The organism is Streptomyces sp. NPDC048644 (assembly GCF_043199105.1).
Lineage (GTDB): Bacteria > Actinomycetota > Actinomycetes > Streptomycetales > Streptomycetaceae > Streptomyces.
In genome coordinates, this window is the sequence record NZ_JBICVO010000007.1 from 175,124 (window position 1) to 192,163 (window position 17,040).

The following is a 17,040-nucleotide window of genomic DNA, read 5'->3' on the forward strand; positions in this document are numbered from 1 at the left end:
CCGCCGGCCCTGCGAAGCGCCCCTGCCTACCTTGCGGCCGGCTGGAAACTGGGACACTTTCCGTCCACTCACTGTATCGTAAGACATGAAGCGGACAGATTTCGTCCAGATAGGTTCGGGATACGGGGGTTCCATGACGGAGACAGCCGCGAACAGCGCGCCCGCGGAGACATCGGCGGATCCCGCGGGAAGTGCCCGGCGCTGGTGGGCGCTGGCCATGCTCAGCGGTGCCCAGCTGATGGTGGCGCTGGACATGACGATCGTCTCGATCGCCCTGCCGACCGCTCAGGCCGACGTACACCTCAGCGACGCCTCCAAGGGATGGGTGATCACCGCCTACACCCTTGCCTTCGGCGGGCTGTTGATGCTCGGCGGCCGGCTCGGCGACGTACTGGGCCGACGGCGCGCCGTGCTCATCGGGGTGGCGGGCTTCGCCGCCGCGTCCGTCCTGGGCGGCGCGGCGTCGAACGCCACCATGCTCATCGCCGCCCGCGCCCTCCAGGGCGTCTTCGCCGCGCTGCTCACACCCTCCACGCTGGCCCTGCTGACCAGCATCTTTTCCGAGGGCCGGGAGCGCGCCAAGGCCCTGGGTCTGTACGGTGCGGCACTGATGTCGGGCGGCGCGGTGGGGCTGCTACTGGGCGGCGCCATCGCCGAGTACCTCAACTGGCGCTGGACCCTCTACGTCAACGTCCCGATCGCCCTTGCCGTCATCGTCGGCGGTCTGCGGCTGTTCCCCGACCCGCCGCGGCCCGCGCGGGTGCCGCTGGACGTCGTCGGCGCGGCTCTGGGCTGCGCGGGCATCGTCGGCTGTATCTACGCCTTCGGGGAGGCGGGCGCCCGCGGCTGGGGCTCGGGGGTGGTGATCGGCTCGCTGGCGGCCGGCCTGGTCCTGCTCGTGGTCTTCGCCGTGGTGCAGTCCCGGGTGACCCATCCCCTGCTGCCGCCCCGGGTACTCGCCGACCGCAACCGGGCCGGTGCCTTCCTGACGATCGTGATCTCCACGTTCGCGATGCTGGGCATGTTCCTGTTCATGACGTTCCAGTTCCAGGACGTCATGCGCTACTCGTCCCTCAAGGCCGGACTGGCATTCCTGCCGTACGTGGTGGTCGCCGCGGTGATCTCCACCCGGGTGACCGGGCGGATCATGCCGCACGTCCGCCCGCGGGTGCTGCTGGCGTCCGGTCTCGCGGTCGAGGCGTCCGGGCTGCTCGTCCTCACCCGCCTCACGCCGGACAGCGGGTACGCGACGTCGGTCCTGCCGGCCCTGCTGCTGTTCGGTATCAGCGTCGGCCTTCTCGTCGCCCCCATCATGAGCACGGCGACCACCGTGTCCGACCCCGCCGACACGGCCATCGCCTCGGCGTTCGTGAACACCTCACAGCAGATCGGCGGCTCGATCGGCACGGCGCTCCTCAACAGTGTCGCCGCCGGTGCATCGGCGGCCTATCTGGCCACGCACGCCCATGCCCCGCGCAGTTGGGCCACGGTGCACGGCATGACCGTGGCCTGCGGCTGGGCCGCCGGGGTGCTGGCGGTCGGCGCCGTCGTCGTGGCGTTCCTCGTCACGGCCGACCCGCGGGTCGCCCCGGGCGGCGCCGCCCCGAAGCGGAAGACCGCCTGACGCCACGGGCGCACGCGGCGTCACCGCCACGACGTCACCGTCGACGTGCGAACCCACGGCTCCGGGAGATCTCGGTAAAACGGTGGGCGTCGGCGGTGAGGTCCTTCAATTCCAAGGCGGTGCGTGCCGATCACGACAACTCCGCACACTAAAGGGGCCGTTAGTGCCCACGTCCCGGCTCCCGATACCCATCGCGTTTCGGACAGTCCCCGGAGGCCGGACCGTCCGGCAAGCCGGGCGGCCCGGAGCCGTCAGCCGGTCCTGGGGGACGGGCAGCCGCAGTAGCAGATGCCTCCCCCGTCGGACGAAGGGGCGACGCAGAGCAGGGCGGCGATGCCCGCGTGCAGATGCTCGCGCAGCGTCTCCTCGGGAGCGTTGTCGAGGGCGGGGGTGCGGAACGCCTTGCACAGCAGGCTGGTCCCGAGCATCCACGCGGCCAGCAGCTCCGCCCGCAACCGCGCGTCGGGCCCCTCAAGGCGGGCCGCGAAGCGCTCGGTGAACACCTCGGTGACCTCGTCGCGGAAGCGGTCCAACGCCTCCCCTCGGCTCGACGAGCGCAGTACGGACAGCACCGGGTGCGGCACCTCGTCGTCCTTGGGGCCGCGGGTGACGAAGGCGCAGATCCAGGCGGGGACTTCCTCCAGCGGGATCTCCAACAGCGGGTCGAACAGCGTGATGTTGGTCGACACCAGCTGAAACAAGGCGTCCTTGGAGCCGAAATAGCGGTAGACGAGCGCGGCGTCCACACCGGCGTCCCTGGCGATGTCCCGGACGCTGGCGCCGTCGTAGCCGTACCTGCCGAACCGCCCGGCCGCTGCTTCGATGAGGGCGGAGCGGGTGCTCGCCGCGCCGTGCCCGCGGGCTCGTGGGGGATGCATGACGGTCTCTTCCTGCTCTGTTGACGTGTTCACCTGTCGTACCTCTGCTCGGTCCGTGTTCCAACGGCTCATGGTCCTGCCTCCGGACGCTGTCCGGAAGTCATCGGTCGTTGTCACCGATCGTTGACTGATTCTCGGGCCGGGGGCTTATGTTCGGTGAAACGGGCGGCGATTCGAACGATCGCTCCCGTGTTCCCCGGGCCGGACAACGGAGTTCGGCCCTGCCCGTCGACGCCGCGACAACTGCCGCGACGCCGCACCACCGGGGACCGGCGCCCGCCGGCCCCCACACTCCACGGCGCGGACCCGCCCAGGACCCCACGGCAGGAATGGTGATCTCCAGTGCCCGCACGACATGTCGCCGTCATAGGAACCGGCTACGTCGGACTGACCACCGGCGCCTGTCTGGCGTCACTCGGTCACCACGTGGTCTGCGCGGACGCCGACCCCCACAAGGTCGAACGGCTCCGGCAGGCCCAGGTCGACATCCTTGAGCCAGGACTGCCCGAACTCGTCGCGGACGGGCTCGCATCGGGACGGCTGAGCTTCGTCCAGGACACCGCGGGAGCGGCGGCGGGCGCGGACACCGTCTTCCTGTGCCTGCCCACACCCATGGGTGCCGGAGGCGCGGCCGACCTGGCCGCGGTGGAGTCCGTCGCCGCCGAGATCCGCTCCGTCCTGCCGCAGGGCTGCGCGGTGGTGAACAAGTCGACCGTGCCGGTGGGGACCACCGAGCGCGTCGCGGAACTGCTCGGCCGCCCGGACACGACGGTCGTCAGCAACCCGGAGTTCCTCCGCGAGGGGCGCGCCGTCCACGACTTCCTGCACCCCGACCGCATCGTGGTCGGCGCGGACGCCCCACAGGCCGCCGAGCACGTCGCCGGGCTGTACGCGGCGCTCGACGCGCCGGTCGTGCTCACCGACGCCGCCAGCGCCGAACTCACCAAGTACGCGGCGAACTTCTTCCTCGCCATGAAGCTGTCCTTCGCCAACAACCTGGCCACCGTGTGCGAACGCTTCGGCGCCGACATCGAGGCCGTCACCGTCGGCATCGGCCACGACCCCCGCATCGGCAGCGCGTTCCTCAAGCCAGGACCCGGCTGGGGCGGCTCCTGCCTGCCCAAGGACACCCACGCGCTGCTGACCGTCTGCGAGCAGGCCGGGGTGGAGTTCCCGCTGCTGCGCGCCACCATCGAGACCAACGTCGAGCACCAGCGGCAGCTCGTCGAGCGCGTCGCGGCGGGCTGCGCGGGCCCTGACGGGTCGCTGCACGGCGTCCGCCTCGCCCTGTTCGGTCTCGCCTTCAAGGCGGGCACATCCGACCTGCGTGACTCCCCCGCCCTGGCCATCGCCCGTCAACTGCGGGAACAGGGCGCCGAGTTGTACGCTTATGACCCGGCACTCTCCGAGACCCGTCCCGACCTCAGCGACCTGCTCACGCTCGTCGACGACCCGGCCGACGCCGCCGCGGGGGCAGCCGGATGCGTCGTCCTCACCGAGTGGCCCGAGTTCCACGACCTGGACTGGCGGGCCATCGCCCGGCAGTTGCAAGGACCCGTCGTCTACGACTTCCGCAACCTCCTCGACCCCGGCCGGCTCGCGGACGCGGGACTGGCCTGGCAGGGCATCGGCCGCACGCTCAGCATGACCGGCTGACCCACGGCACCGACGCCCCTCCTCCCGCGGTACCGCGTCCCGCCGCACGGGACAGGGACCGCCGTACCGGCCCACCCTCGATGACCGAAACAGGAAGGTCCCCTCATGCGGGTTCTGTGCACCACCCTCGGCAGCCCTTCGCACGGGCGCGCCCAACTGCCCGTACTCCGGGCGCTCGCCGCCGCAGGGCACGAGATCCTTGTCGCGACCACCCCCACGCTCGCCGCGGTGTTCCAGCACGACGACGTCCGCGTCGTCAGCTGCCTGCCCGAATTCACTCCCAGCACCTTCGCGGGCCCCGCGCTGGCCGAGCTGACCGAGCGCACCGACCTCGACGAGGCACAGCGCCAGGAGCTGTTCCGGCGTCTGATGACCGAGACCATCTCCGGAACGCTCGCCAAGAAGCTGCTCGACCTGCTCCGCCCCGTGGTCGATGACTTCCGCCCCGACCTCATCCTGCGCGACGGAATGGACCTCAGCAGCGTCCTCACGGCCGAGAGGCTCGGCATACCCCAGCTGCCGACCCCGTCCGGCACCAGCAACACCCTCGACCCCGCCCACACCGTGGAGGGCCTCAACACGCTGCGCGGGGAACTCTCCCTGCCGACCGTCGACGACCCCCTCGCGCTCGCCGCGCACGGGCGCATCGACTATGTGCCGGCGGCCTTCTCCTACACCCAGCACCTGCCCGGCTCGCTGGCGTACCGGCAGACGGTCAATGTGGAACGCACCTCCGTACTGCCCCGGTGGGTGTCCGAGTTGCCCACCGACCGGCCCCTGGTGTTCGCGGCGCTCGGCACCGCCCTTCCCGAGCTGCACCGGCGGTCGGCGGACGACGCCCCCTCGGACAAGATGCCCGTGGACTTCCCCGATCCCATCGAGACGCTGAAGACGATCACCGAGGCGGCGGCGCGGCTCGACGAGTGCACCGTCATCGTCGCGACCGCCGGTCTGGCGGTGGACGGCTCCGGGCTGCCGCCGCACGTCCACCTCACCGAACGGCTCCCGCAGCCCATCCTGCTGGAGGCCACCGACCTCTTCCTCACCCACGGCGGCTTCAACAGCGTGCGGGAGTCGCTGCGTACCGCCACGCCCACGGCCGTGCTGCCGCAGTTCGGCGATCAGTACATGAACGCGCGCCGGTCCGAGGAGCTGGGACTCGGCCGGGAGGTCACCGACCGTTCCGCCGACGGCATCGTCGCCGTGTGCCGCGACGTGCTCGCCGACACCGGCATCCAGACGCAGGTCCGCCGGGCGCGGCTGGCGATGCTCGCGCTTCCCGAGGTCGAGAGCGCCGTCACCGACCTGGAGAAGCTGGTGGGCTGACCCGGCGCCCCTCCGGCCCCGAAACCGGAGAGCGCCGGGTAGCCGGAGGGGCAGGGGGCTCAGGCCCTCGGCCCCTCCGGCTACCCGCCCGGCTGCGCACCTGGCATGCTCAACTCCACTACGCCAAAAGGGTGTTGAGCGCGCCCGCCCTGGCTCTTGACGTCCGGGTGGCCGAGCGCTCGCGCCCCAGCAACCCCAAGGAACCGACGTGACGTCACCGGACGCCCCCACGCGCGAGCCCGCGGCCAGCCCACCCGCCGACACCGGCCGCCCGGCCAGGCTCACGCACCGGCAGATCACCGTGGTGCTGTCCGGTCTGATGCTCGGCATGTTCCTCGGCGCGCTCGACCAGACCGTGGTCTCCTCCGCGCTCCGCACCATCGCCGACGATCTGCACGGTCTGACCGCGCAGGCGTGGGTGACCACCGCGTACCTGGTCACCGGCACCATCGCCACACCGATGTACGGCAAGCTGTCCGACATCTACGGGCGCCGCGTCATCTACCTCGTCGCGATCCTCTTCTTCGCCGCCGGGTCGCTGCTGTGCGGCTTCGCCGGGTCCATCCACCAGCTGGCCGCCTTCCGGGCCGTGCAGGGGCTTGGCGGCGGCGGCCTGATGTCCCTGGCCATGACGATCATCGCCGACATCACCTCGCCGCGTGAACGTGGCCGCTACCAGGGCTGGTTCATGGCCGTGTTCGGCGGATCCAGCATCGTGGGCCCGGTCATCGGCGGGGTGTTCGCGGGCCACGACACCCTGCTGGGGCTCGACGGCTGGCGGTGGATCTTCCTGCTCAACCTGCCGCTGGCGGCCGTTGCCATCACCGTCATCATGCGTGTGCTGCGCCGCGTGCCGCACCAGCCCGTCCGGCACCGCCTCGACTACGGCGGCGCCGCCGCGCTCACCGTCGGCGTCGTGCCCCTGCTGACCGTCGCCGAACAGGGCCGCAGTTGGGGCTGGTCATCGGCGCCCGCGCTGACCATGTACGCCGTCGGCGCGGTCGGGCTCGTCGCGTTCCTCCTCATCGAGCGGCGGATGGCGGATGCCGCGCTGCTGCCGCTCCGGCTGTTCCGCACCCGTTCGTTCCGGCTCGGCACCGTGCTCCACTTCATCGTCGGCATCGGCATGTTCGGTGCCATGACGACGCTGCCGCTCTACCTCCAGCTCGTGCAGGGCATGAGCCCCATGGCCGCAGGTCTCGCCATGCTGCCCACCATGGCGGCGAATGTGGTGGTCACCCTGGTCGTCGGCCGCCTCATCTCGCGCACCGGCAACTTCAAGGTGCATCTGGTGACCGGCGTCGTCTGCATCACGGCAGCGATGCTGGCGTACGCCACCCTGCGCGCCGACAGCCCCATGTGGCACGTCGCCATCGGCATGCTCTTCATGGGCGCGGGGCTCGGCGCGTCGATGCAGACCATGACCACGCTGGCCCAGTCGGAGGTGCCGGGCCGCGACATGGGCGCCGCGACCGCATCGGTGAACTTCTTCCGTTCCAACGGCGGGACCGTCGGCGCCGCCGCCTTCCTCTCCATCCTCTTCTCCCTCGCCGGCTCCCGCATCAGCGAGCACCTGGCCACCGCGCTCCAGCAGCCGCACCTGCGCGAACTGGCCGGACAGAAGCGCAACGCGGACGCGTTGAAGGGTGTCATCGGTCCGGGCGGCAGCGTGAGCCTGGAGGACTCCGCTTTCCTCCACACCCTCGACCCCCGTCTCGCACGGCCCTTCCTGGAGGGCTACGTCAGCGCCATGCAGGTCGTCTTCCTCACCGGCGCGGCCGTCACCCTGATCGCCGTCGTGATCGCCGCCTGGCGGGTACCGAACCTCAAACTGTCGGACGACTGAACGCCTGCGGTCAGGCTCCCGTCAGCAGTCGCGCCATGGGTCTGATCGGCCGGCCCCTCGTCGACGATGGCGTGCAGGCCGGGTCAGTCCCAGACCAGGTTGAGGGCGCGTTCGAAGTTGACGTATCCGGCGCGGGCGAAGGACTGCGCCATGGGGACGTTGCCGAGGTCCGTCGATGCCCTGATGCGGTCGACGCCCTCGGCGGCCAGGATGCGGGTGCCATCGGCGAGGATCTCGTCGATGTAGCCGTTGCCGCGGTGTGCGGGCAGGACGCCGATGTACGCGATGATCGGGTGGTAGTTGTTGCGGGCCGGGACCACGAAGCCCACCGGGCCGCCACCGTCGGGGAGTTCGGCGATGCGCCACCACTCGCGCGGGCTCTTGTACTTGGCGAGCTCTCCGTCGTAGTGCCGTTCCGCCGCCTCGCGCGGGCTCAGTCCGGATGCCAGATCCGCCTGGCCGTGGGCGTCGAGGGTGCCCTCCATGACCGGGGCCATCAGGGCGATGAGGTCCTCACGGTCGGCCACCGGGCGGAAGACGAGTCGCCCCTTGGGCTCCGGGAGCGGGGACGACGGGGTCCACTGCAGCCGCAGCCGCTCGACCAGCAGCCGTGCGCCGGTGCTCTCCAGCACGCGTGTGCGGGATGCGACCACCTCGTGCGCTGCGGGGTCCTCGTGCCAGTCGGGCGGGACGAAGCGGCCGTACTCCGGCAGCTTTGCGCCCGCCGGGAAGACGGCCGCCGTCGCCGTCTTGAACAGCCGCAGGCCGATCTCGTCGCGGTCGGCCCGGGGCAGCGTGTCATCGACGTCGAAGAAGTCGAACTGCAGCGGGGCGTCACCGCCCGGGGGCGTCCACCAGGCGAGCCGGGCGAGGAGACGGTCGCCGTCCAGGGCCACCCAGGACCACTCGGGGCGGCGGCAGCCGGCGGCGAAGTCGTCGGTCAGTTCGTGATCGAGGACGTAGGAGAGCCGGCAGAAGAGATCGATCTCCTCGGGGCCGGTCAGCGGGCGGTAGCTCACCGATGTCAGAGTCAAGTCAACTCCTGTGAAGGGGTGGAGCGCTCAGGACCCGGGATGCCGTGCCGGTCAGGCACGTCGGGTGTCCGGGCGGAGGGCGGCGAGGGCCACATGCGGCTCAGGCCGATTCGAGGATCGGGCGGATTTCGAGCGCCTCCGGAGTGGGGAAGCCGCGGGCCAGCTCGATGGCCTCGGCGTGGTCGGCCACCTCCAGCACGAACCAGCCGCCGAGGGTCTCCTCGCCGCTGTGCACGGGCCCCTCGGTCACCGCTACGGATCCGTCCGCCGTCTTGCGCACGGTGACGGGGCCCTGGTGCTCGGTGTCGAGGGCGTCGCCGCCCGCCAGTTTGCCCGCTGCCGCGAGCTGGCCGATCCAGGTCTCGTACGCCTTCCGGTAGGCGTCGCGGTCGGCCTGGATCCGGGCGCGTGACGCGTGCGTCTCGAAAATCACGAGGGCGTACTTCATGAGGTGTTCCTCTGCTCGGTGTGCTGGGTGGTGATGGTGGTCCTGGTGGTGGTTCTGGTGGTGACCGGTTTGATGCGGGCCAGTGCGCCTGTCTCCAGGGCCGTCCACAGGGCGCCGTCCGGGCCCACCGTGATCCCGTGCGGCTCGGAGGCCGGGGTGGGCAGGTCGTGGACGGTGACCGTGCCGTCGGATGTGACCGAGCCGACGCGGTTGCCGCCCCACTCGGTGAACCACGCCGTGCCGTCGGCGTCGGTGGTGACGGCGTGCGGCCGGGCCGAGCGGTCGGGCAGGGGGTACTCGGTGATCCGGCCATCGGGTGCCATCCGGCCGATCTGACCGGCCGCGATCTCGGTGAACCAGACGCTTCCGTCCGGGCCCACGGCGATTCCGACCGGTGCAGCCGCCTCAGTGGGCAGTTCGTGGACCGTGGTGCGGCCGTCCATGCCGATGCGGCCGATGGCGTTGGCCTGGTTCATGGTGAACCACATCGCGTCCCCGGCCGCGGCGATTGCGGAGGGGAACGCGCCGGTGCGCGGCAGTGGGTAATCCGTCACCGTTCCGTCGGTGGTGAGGCGGCCGATGCGGTCGGCGGCGGTCTCGGTGAACCACAGCGCGCCGTCCGGCCCCGCGGCGATACCGAAGGGACCGCACTCCGCGGTCGGCAGCGCGAACTCCGTCACCCGGCCGCCCGTCGTGATGCGGCCGATCCGGTGCGCCCGGTACTCGGTGAACCACAGTGCGCCGTCCGGCCCATTGCTGATGACCGTCGGACCGCTGTCCGGGGCGAGTTGATGACTGGTCGGCTCCTGTCCCGGGACGAGCCGGCCGATCCTGCCGCTGTGCACCATGGTGAACCACAGCGCGCCGTCCGGGCCGGTGGTGACCGCGTACGGGCCGCTGTCGCGACCGGACACCGCGTACTCCTCGACGGGCTGCGTCGTCACTGCTGCTGCTCCAGACCTTCGGCGGCGGCGATGCGCTCGATGTCCTGCGGGGAGCCGGCCATGATGGTCCGGGCGTGCGCGGTCACCAGCTCGACGGGCCAGTCCCACCAGGCGACGCGCACGAGCCGTTCGATGTCGCTGTCGTCGAAGCGCTGTCTGATCGTCCTGGCCGGGTTCCCGCCCACGATGGTGTAAGGCGGCACGTCGGCGGTGACCATCGCTCCGGCCGCGATCACCGCGCCGTCGCCGATCCGTACCCCCGGCATCACGGTGGCTCCGTATCCGAACCACACGTCGTTGCCGACCACCGTGTCCCCGCGGCTCGGCATGCCGGTGACGAGGTCGAGGGTCCGCTCGGTCCACTCCCCGCCGAACATGGTGAAGGGGAAGGTGGACACCCCCATCGACGGGTGGTCAGCGCCCGCCATCAGGAACCGGGTGCCCGTGGCGAGCGCACAGTACTTGCCGATGATCAGCCGTTCCGGGCCGTAGGCGTACAGCACATTGCGCTGCGCGAAGTCGGTCGCGCCGTCGGGGTCGTCGTAATACGTGAAGTCGCCCACCACGACGTTCGTCCCGGCGACCAGTGGCTTGAGGAAGACGACCCGCTCGTGGGCGGGCAGTGGATGGACGGTGGCCGGGTCGGGTATCCGGGCAGCGCTCGGGTCAGATGTCACGCGGGAATCTCTCCGTGGGGGTTCGTGCTCGGCGGGCGGAGCCCGGGGCGGCAGGGCCACATGACCAATGAGGTACGCGCCTTCCGCGCGGTCCGCGCCTTTCGGGTCGTCGGCCGAATTGAGCGGGCCGGTCCTGCCGCATCATGTCACCTGCGGGAGACAGCCTCCCGGCCCGGAACCAGTATGCGTACCGGGCGGTCCGGGAACAACAGCCGATCTTGTTATGGTCGTTAACCCAGAGGTTCACGATTCCGGGGGCCAGGGGGAACCGGGGGGACAGGATGGAACTGCGGGACATGGAGATCTTCCTGACGCTCGCGGAGGAGCTCCACTTCGGCCGCAGCGCCAAACGCCTGCATGTCTCCCCGGCCCGTGTCAGCCAGGCGATCAAGAAACAGGAACGCGCCATCGGCGCCCAGCTCTTCGAGCGCACCAGCCGTCACGTGCGGATGACCCCCGTCGGAGAGGCACTGCTCCAGCGGCTGAAACCGGCATACGAGGGCATCCAGGAAGCCGTGGCGGAGGTGACCACCATCGCCCGTCACTCGGCCGGCACGCTGACGCTGGGAGTCATGGGCGCGCAGATGCACGACATGGCCCCGGTCCTGACCCACTTCCGTGCCCGGCACCCGTCCGCCGAACTCCGGTTCAGGGAAGTGTTCTTCAGCGATCCGTTCGGGGCCTTGCGGGCCGGCGAGGTCGACGCGGTGACCACCTGGCTGCCGGTCCGCGAGCCGGACCTGACCGTCGGGGTGGTGCTGCGCGAGGAACCGCTCCACCTGATGGTGGCCGCGGACCACCCGCTCGCCCGGCAGGATTCGGTGAGCCTGGAGGTGCTCGGCGACCACATCGTGCCGCGCCTGAACGGCCCCATTCCCGCCTATTGGGAGACCGCCGTCCTGCCGTCCCGTACACCGGCCGGACGCCCCGTCCGGCCGGTGTACGGGGACGCGACCGGGCGGTAGCGGCGGGATGTGACGGCGAGTAGAGCTGACCAAGCACCACTAGGGTCTGTCCGTGCCGACGTCGAACCGCAGCCGCATCTGCGTGCTGACCAGTTCGTAGCCGGCCAGGTCCGGTGCGCTGAACGGGTTGGGCAGGACGGAGATCCGGCGGCGGGTGCGGTCGAGTACGTGGGAGACGTACACGAGAAAGTACGTCTCACCCGGCTTCAGTTGGGAGGCGTGCCGTACCTCGGACTCGCCGAGGATGATCTCGCCGCTGTCGCCGACGGACGCCTTCACCTCGTAGTAGTAGGTCCGGTCGCCGTCGTGGATGACGAAGTCGTAGCCGAGCCGGTCGTCGCCCTGCTCGCCGCCGGCGAGACCGTGGACGCGCAGCCCGGAGCGCCACGAGTCCTGGGGTGCCACGCCGAACTGCTCGTGCAGCCATGCGGCCACCACTGCCTCACCTGCGAGTCCGATGGCGGCGGTGCGGTCAGGGTCGGCGGTGGACGCCCGGAAGGCGCCGCTCCAGGATCCGCCTCCGGACGGGGTGCGCGGCCGTGGAATCCGGGGGGCGAGCCGCTTGGGCGACCGGGCGGGGGTGGCCCGCTGCTCCGCGGTGAGGTCGGCGGTCACCTCGCGGGCGAGCGCCGGCAGATCGTCGCGGCGCGCCGACAGGGATCTGCCGTTGAGCTGCACCTCAGGCCCAGGCCCTGGCCCGCCGGACGGCGAGCCGCCCGCGCCGCCGCTGCCCGTGGGAGTCCCGGGCTGGTGCGTCCTGCCCAGCCCGAGGTCCGCGCGCCGGTCCGACAGCGGCATCCCTTCGGGCCAGTACCCGTGGGTCTTCAGCCAGTGGAGCAGCGGCTTCGCGGTCAGCGTCTCGAAATCCAGCAGCCCTTCGCCGTCCAGCTCGCGCAGGATGTCCTGGGCGTCCGTCATCGCCGCGTACCGGCCGGCGCAGTGGAGCTGCGTCCACTCGGCGATCAGTTGTCGCAGTCGGGGCAGCAGCTTGTGGACCGTCGCGCTGGACGCCTCCCGTACGTCGGCGAGGGGCCGCAGCCGGGCCGGTACGGCCGGTGTGGCGGGCAGTTGGGCATGCGCCCATGTGTCGGCGTGCGACCGGAGCAGTGCGTCGGAGAGGTTCCAGCGGGTCGTGTGCCACGCGGGGTCGGGGGCGAGCCCGGGAAGGGAGCGCAGCCGCACGTATCCGGTCAGGGAGCGGCCGGAGCGGTACGCGTCCGCGTGGGCGTCCCTGACCCTCGTGGTGACCGCCGTACGGTTTCGCTGGAGCCAGGCCGCGAACTGCCTTTCGTGGCTTTCCCTGTTGTCGGTCCCGGGCAGGCCGAGTGTGCGCCAGGCCCGGTTGGCGTCGGCCAACGAGACGGACAGGGCGCTCAGTTGGCGTTCCTGGTCACTCTCCTCCAGCAGCCGCACGAGCAGCCCCGCGTTCTCCGTGCCGATCTCCTCGGCCAGCCATGTGAGGAAGGCGGCCCGGTCGGAGAAGTCCTCCACGCGTTGCTGGAGTTCCTCCGCGAGGTCGAGGTCGAGGCAGGCGAGCAGGGGGATGATCCGTGCGCTGCCGGAACGCTGTGAGGCGCGGTCGGCGAGGACGGCCTCCAGTTGGTGCGGCCTGATGTCCAGGACGGCGGCGATGTCCTCGTCGGCGACGTGCCGTACGTCCAGGCCACGCTCCTCCAGCTTCGTCAGCGCGGCCCACAGGCTCCCTTCGAGGTAGGGCGCGCCGATGAGCGAGGCCACGGCGGGCGCGGCGTTGCGCACCACCCGCCATCTGGTGCGGTGCCCGGTGTGGACGACGACGATGCGGGGGCGGTCGGGGTGCGGGTGGAGCAGTGCGCGGTCGGCTCCGTTCTCGGTGAGGCGGTGTCCGGCGATCCAGACGACGGCCTCGCCCGCCACGGTCACGTCACAGCTCCGCAGCAGCCCGTCGATGTCCGTCACCGGCACGGGCTCCGGGCGCAAGGCCCGTTCCTCGTCGAACTCCACGAGGGCCGCCACCAGCGTGCGCAGCCACGGTCCTGCGTACTCGGGCAGCGGCGTGCGGGGTGCTTCGCGGACGGGCAGCCGGTCGGTCTGGATGTCGTGCTCGGCGTCGGCGCAGCGTCGGGCGTCGAACGCCGACGTCTGCTGGAGGCAGGCGTGGATCCGGCCGCCGAGTGCCTTGTCGCCGACCGGGAGCACGGGGACGGCGACACGGTCCAGGAGGGCCCGGTTCTGGGCGCCGTCCGGGTCGGGGACGAAGAGGGGTTCGCCCGCGGCGTCGGCTCCGAGCGTCTCCAGGACGCCTGCCCGGGTGACCACGAGCCGCTCCGGTGCGGTGCGGAGCGGGATTTCGGCGCCCGGAGCGCCGTCGTCCGGTGGGCACAACTGCGCCCATGCCCTTTCGTACTCCCGCCTGATCTCGTGGGCGAGTCTGCCCTCTCGGAGGTGGGGGCCGGTGTGCACGAGGTCCGGCAGGTGGCGGAGCCGGGCCGCGGCGGTGCGGGGGTCGTCCCAGGAGCGGATGCCGAGCAGGCTGAGCCGTTCCGGGAGCCGGCCCGACTGCCTGCGGCGCAGCGTGGCCGGCGCCACCGTGAGGAACGCGGGCGGGGTGTGGGTGCCGAGCCACCACCAGGCGGTGTCCTTCGTGGCGAACGTCGGGCCTGCCGTCCCGCCCGGTGCCGGTGTCTGCGGTATCCACGCTTCGTGGGCGAGGAAGACGGACAGCGGGGTGGGCCACAGGGTTCCGCTGGAGTCGCTGTGGCGGATGAACCGCATCTGCAGTGCGGTGTCGGGCCAGGTGGCGAGGCCGTGCACGATCAGCTCCGCGTAGCGTCTGCGGTCCTCGTCGGAGAAGGCCGGGTAGTCGTTCTGCCCCGGCAGGACGGCCTGGGGTGTGCGCGGCCGGTATTCGACGCTGGTGTAGGTGACGCGGCGGCGGGTGGGCCAGCGTTCGGCGGTGGCCCGCCACTGGGACAGCCGGACGGCGCCGCTGTCGGGTGTCCGGCACCAGAACCAGCCGGGCCGGTTGAGGGCTTCTCCCTTGATCTCCCCGGTGAAGGACTCGTAGCGGGGGCGCAGCCCGTGAAAGACGCCGTGCCGTTCGAGGAAGCGTCGCATGGCGTCTACGGGGATGCCGGTGTCCGCGCAGAGGTGCCCCGGGTCTTCGAGAAGGCGGCCCGCCGTGGTGGCGAGCACGGCCGAGAGGCCCAGGACGCTGTCCAGGAACCGGGTCAGCGTGTCGTCGACGGAGGCGTGGTCACCGGGCCAACCCGGCCCGAACATGGCCCGGTTCGCGTCGCACCAGCCCGACCGGGTGGGCACCCGGAGCTTCGGCAGGACGGGGGGCCTGCGCCCGCCGCGTTCCAGCGCGTGTGACACCACGCAGGCGTAGCGCAGCCATCGGAGCCGTACATCACCGTCCTCGTCGTCCCCGCTCAGGACGGAGGCGACGACGTCCAGGACCCGCTCGGCCCCGTAGTCGTGGACGAGGTTGACCGCCCTGAGCCAGTTCCGTGCCTGGGTTCTGCGCTTGCGCCGCTTGCCGGTCCAGTCGATCGACTCGTGCACGAAGAACAGGCGGTCGGACAGGCCGTCGGGCGGCGGTGGCAGTGCGCCGCTCTCCGTGGTGCCGCGGTCGAGGAAGACGCCTTCGCCGCCGGCCGGTGCCAGCGTCATCGTCGTGCTGAGGACGATCCGTTTGCCTTTCAGGGCGGATCCGTCGGGGAAGAGCTGGGACAGGTCGTGGTAGAAGTCCGCCCACCAGCCCGGGGCGAACGCACCGCGGCCCGCGGCCAGGGCGAGCCGTTGTGCCCAGTCGGCGAGGAGGCGGGCCGGCGGTTCCAGGCGCCGGCCTCTGGCGCCGGCCAGGTCCGTCAGCCGCCGCAGCCGGCCGGGGTGGAGGTCCGGGTCGGTCAGGTCGGTGACTCCGGTGGCGGCGACCGCGTGCGGGGTGAAGGCGAGAGCGGCGCTCCCGGGGTTCCACAGGGCTGCCCGTGCCAGCGAGGTGCGCGCGTCGGGCCGGGTGCCGAGCACCGGGATGAAGGGCACGTCGTCGAGGTCGCCGTCGAGTGCCTGGAACGCCGAGACCAGCCGTCGCAGGGCGTCCCGCCGCCAGCACATCAGGTCGACGAGGGCGCCCGGGGGGATTTGCACCCGGCCTTCCGCCGCGGCGAGTGCGGCCTTGGCGCACAGTTCGGCGAGGGTGTCGAGCAGCAGACCGTTCCACGGCACGGCCTCGTTGAACGAACGGCGGTTCATCTCGGCCAGGAACGGCGCATGCACATAGCCGCGGACCGGCGCCGGTATCTGCTCGGCCATCGGCAGGAAGGTGTAGAGCCGCCCGGATTCCAGCGGGTCACCGACCGGAACCGCGACCCGCACCTCGGCCTTCTTCTCCCACGCCGCCCAGTCGTGCCGCATCATGCGCTTCTCGATCGACGTGGCAATCGCGTCCCGTGCCCGGTTCGCGTCGGCCTTCCCGCAGACGACGATCAGTTGCTTCCGCCGGCGCAGAGTGACCCGCTGGACCTTGAGGCCGCGGGAGCTGTGGAGCGTCTCCACCTCGCGCTCGCACGTCTTGCTCCGGGTCCTGCCCGCGGTCTTCCGTGTCAGCGTCACACGTCGCAGGCGGTCGAGGAACAGCTCGAACGGGGCCGCGTCATCCATGAGTTCCTGCAACTGCGCCCCGGCGGCCGAGCGGGCGTCGGCGGACTTCAGGGGCAGGCGTACGACGGTGACGAAGCCGCGGCGGGCGAATCGCCGGGCGGCCGGCGGCGCCTCCTCCAGGAAGACCGGCACCTTGAGCCGGAGGAGGTTCTGCCTCAAGTACGCGGCGAATCCAGGGCGTTCGGGGGCCACTTCGGCGGCCAGCGCGTCGAAGTCGTCGAGCAGGGCGAAGCGGAAGGTGAATCCGTCGAAGGCGCGGGCCCCGGCCTGCGCCACGCTGTACACCTCGGGTGCGTCGCACAGGTGCAGCACGCTTTTGAAGCCGACTCCTTTGTGGCCGATGCCCTCGTCGGCGCGCTTGCTGGAGAGGGCGATGCTGCACAGCGCCTTGAAGTCCCCGCCACCGAACGGCTTTCCGCGGTTGGCCACATAGAGGGTGCCGTGCTCTCCCTCGTCGTCGTCGAGCACGATCTCGACGCGCCCGTCGGCGGCTCGCGCGGGGTGGGCGTCGTGCGCGTTCTGGAGCAGTTCGATGAGCACCCGCCCCTCGTATTCGGGCGAGATGATCGTCTCGGCGACGGCTTTGGCCTCGCGCGCCGCCTCCCGGCCGTCGTCCCAGTCCCGCAGGCACCCGCGGACCTCGGTCAGGGCCCGGTCTCTGACGCGCTTGCGCCGGGCGGCGGATCCTCGTGACGGTAAGGCCCCTGCCGTCGGACGGCGTCCCTCGCGTGTCATGCCGTGTGCTCCCCCGGCCTTCGTCCCCGGCCCTTTGAAGGTGACTCAGCCGGTGATCCTACTGAGCGTCCCGGAGTTCCCGCACGCCGCGGTCGATCGCCCTCCCGCCGCACGCACCCCGTACGTCGCCGCTCGACGGGGCGACGATCCCGCGCGCACGGCGGGCCGCTCACGAGGGCCGCCCGAGCGGTGGGAGGTGATGAGGCGGCCTCGCGCAGGATGGCGGTGTGGTGGGTGGCGGTGGCCGTCGTCGCGTGCGCTGG

General features: G+C 71.4%; 11 protein-coding genes. 5 read left to right on the forward strand and 6 right to left on the reverse strand.

Going from position 1 to position 17,040, the window contains the following annotated elements; translation table 11 throughout:
* Window positions 1–133: 133 nt before the first annotated feature.
* The gene (locus tag ACGFNI_RS18030; protein ID WP_393684840.1) at window positions 134–1,624 is read left to right on the forward strand and encodes a DHA2 family efflux MFS transporter permease subunit; all 1,491 of its coding nucleotides are present in this window, start codon (window positions 134–136) and stop codon (window positions 1,622–1,624) included.
* A gap of 251 nt (window positions 1,625–1,875) precedes the next feature.
* Here the strand turns inward: ACGFNI_RS18030 and ACGFNI_RS18035 are convergent, their stop codons facing one another.
* Window positions 1,876–2,535, reverse strand: coding sequence for a TetR/AcrR family transcriptional regulator (locus tag ACGFNI_RS18035; protein WP_393684841.1), 660 nt, complete (start codon window positions 2,533–2,535; stop codon window positions 1,876–1,878).
* A gap of 309 nt (window positions 2,536–2,844) precedes the next feature.
* On the opposite strand from ACGFNI_RS18035, the gene ACGFNI_RS18040 reads away from it, so the two are divergent.
* The 3 genes from ACGFNI_RS18040 (at window position 2,845) to ACGFNI_RS18050 (ending at window position 7,330) form a co-directional block, all read left to right on the forward strand.
* Window positions 2,845–4,158 carry a UDP-glucose dehydrogenase family protein gene (locus ACGFNI_RS18040; protein ID WP_393684843.1) on the forward strand — a complete coding sequence of 438 codons (1,314 nt, stop codon included), beginning with the start codon at window positions 2,845–2,847 and terminating at the stop codon, window positions 4,156–4,158.
* Between the two features lie 105 nt (window positions 4,159–4,263).
* Window positions 4,264–5,484 (forward strand): glycosyltransferase, encoded by a 1,221-nt coding sequence (locus tag ACGFNI_RS18045; RefSeq protein ID WP_393684844.1) that lies wholly within the window; start codon window positions 4,264–4,266, stop codon window positions 5,482–5,484.
* A 208-nt stretch (window positions 5,485–5,692) separates the two neighbouring features.
* On the forward strand, window positions 5,693–7,330 hold the full coding sequence (locus ACGFNI_RS18050; RefSeq protein ID WP_393684846.1) for an MDR family MFS transporter: 1,638 nt from the start codon (window positions 5,693–5,695) through the stop codon (window positions 7,328–7,330).
* An 83-nt stretch (window positions 7,331–7,413) separates the two neighbouring features.
* Here the strand turns inward: ACGFNI_RS18050 and ACGFNI_RS18055 are convergent, their stop codons facing one another.
* The 4 genes from ACGFNI_RS18055 to ACGFNI_RS18070 form a co-directional block, all read right to left on the reverse strand.
* Complete coding sequence (locus ACGFNI_RS18055; protein WP_393685229.1) at window positions 7,414–8,349, reverse strand: GNAT family N-acetyltransferase; 936 nt, start codon at window positions 8,347–8,349, stop codon at window positions 7,414–7,416.
* A gap of 115 nt (window positions 8,350–8,464) precedes the next feature.
* Window positions 8,465–8,812: a YciI family protein gene (locus tag ACGFNI_RS18060; protein WP_393684847.1), complete on the reverse strand. Its 348-nt coding sequence runs from the start codon at window positions 8,810–8,812 to the stop codon at window positions 8,465–8,467.
* Window positions 8,809–9,756, reverse strand: a complete 948-nt coding sequence (locus ACGFNI_RS18065) for a virginiamycin B lyase (protein WP_393684849.1) — start codon at window positions 9,754–9,756, stop codon at window positions 8,809–8,811. The genes ACGFNI_RS18060 and ACGFNI_RS18065 overlap by 4 nt, the downstream gene beginning before the upstream one ends.
* On the reverse strand, window positions 9,753–10,433 hold the full coding sequence (locus ACGFNI_RS18070) for a CatB-related O-acetyltransferase (protein ID WP_393684850.1): 681 nt from the start codon (window positions 10,431–10,433) through the stop codon (window positions 9,753–9,755). The genes ACGFNI_RS18065 and ACGFNI_RS18070 overlap by 4 nt, the downstream gene beginning before the upstream one ends.
* Window positions 10,434–10,714: 281 nt before the next feature.
* Between ACGFNI_RS18070 and ACGFNI_RS18075 the strand changes: the two genes are divergently transcribed.
* Complete coding sequence (locus tag ACGFNI_RS18075) at window positions 10,715–11,398, forward strand: LysR family transcriptional regulator (RefSeq protein WP_393684852.1); 684 nt, start codon at window positions 10,715–10,717, stop codon at window positions 11,396–11,398.
* A 39-nt stretch (window positions 11,399–11,437) separates the two neighbouring features.
* On the opposite strand, the gene ACGFNI_RS18080 is transcribed toward ACGFNI_RS18075, so the two are convergent.
* Entirely contained in the window at window positions 11,438–16,777 is a 5,340-nt protein-coding gene (locus ACGFNI_RS18080; RefSeq protein WP_393684853.1) for a sacsin N-terminal ATP-binding-like domain-containing protein, read from the reverse strand.
* Between the last annotated feature and the right edge of the window lie 263 nt (window positions 16,778–17,040).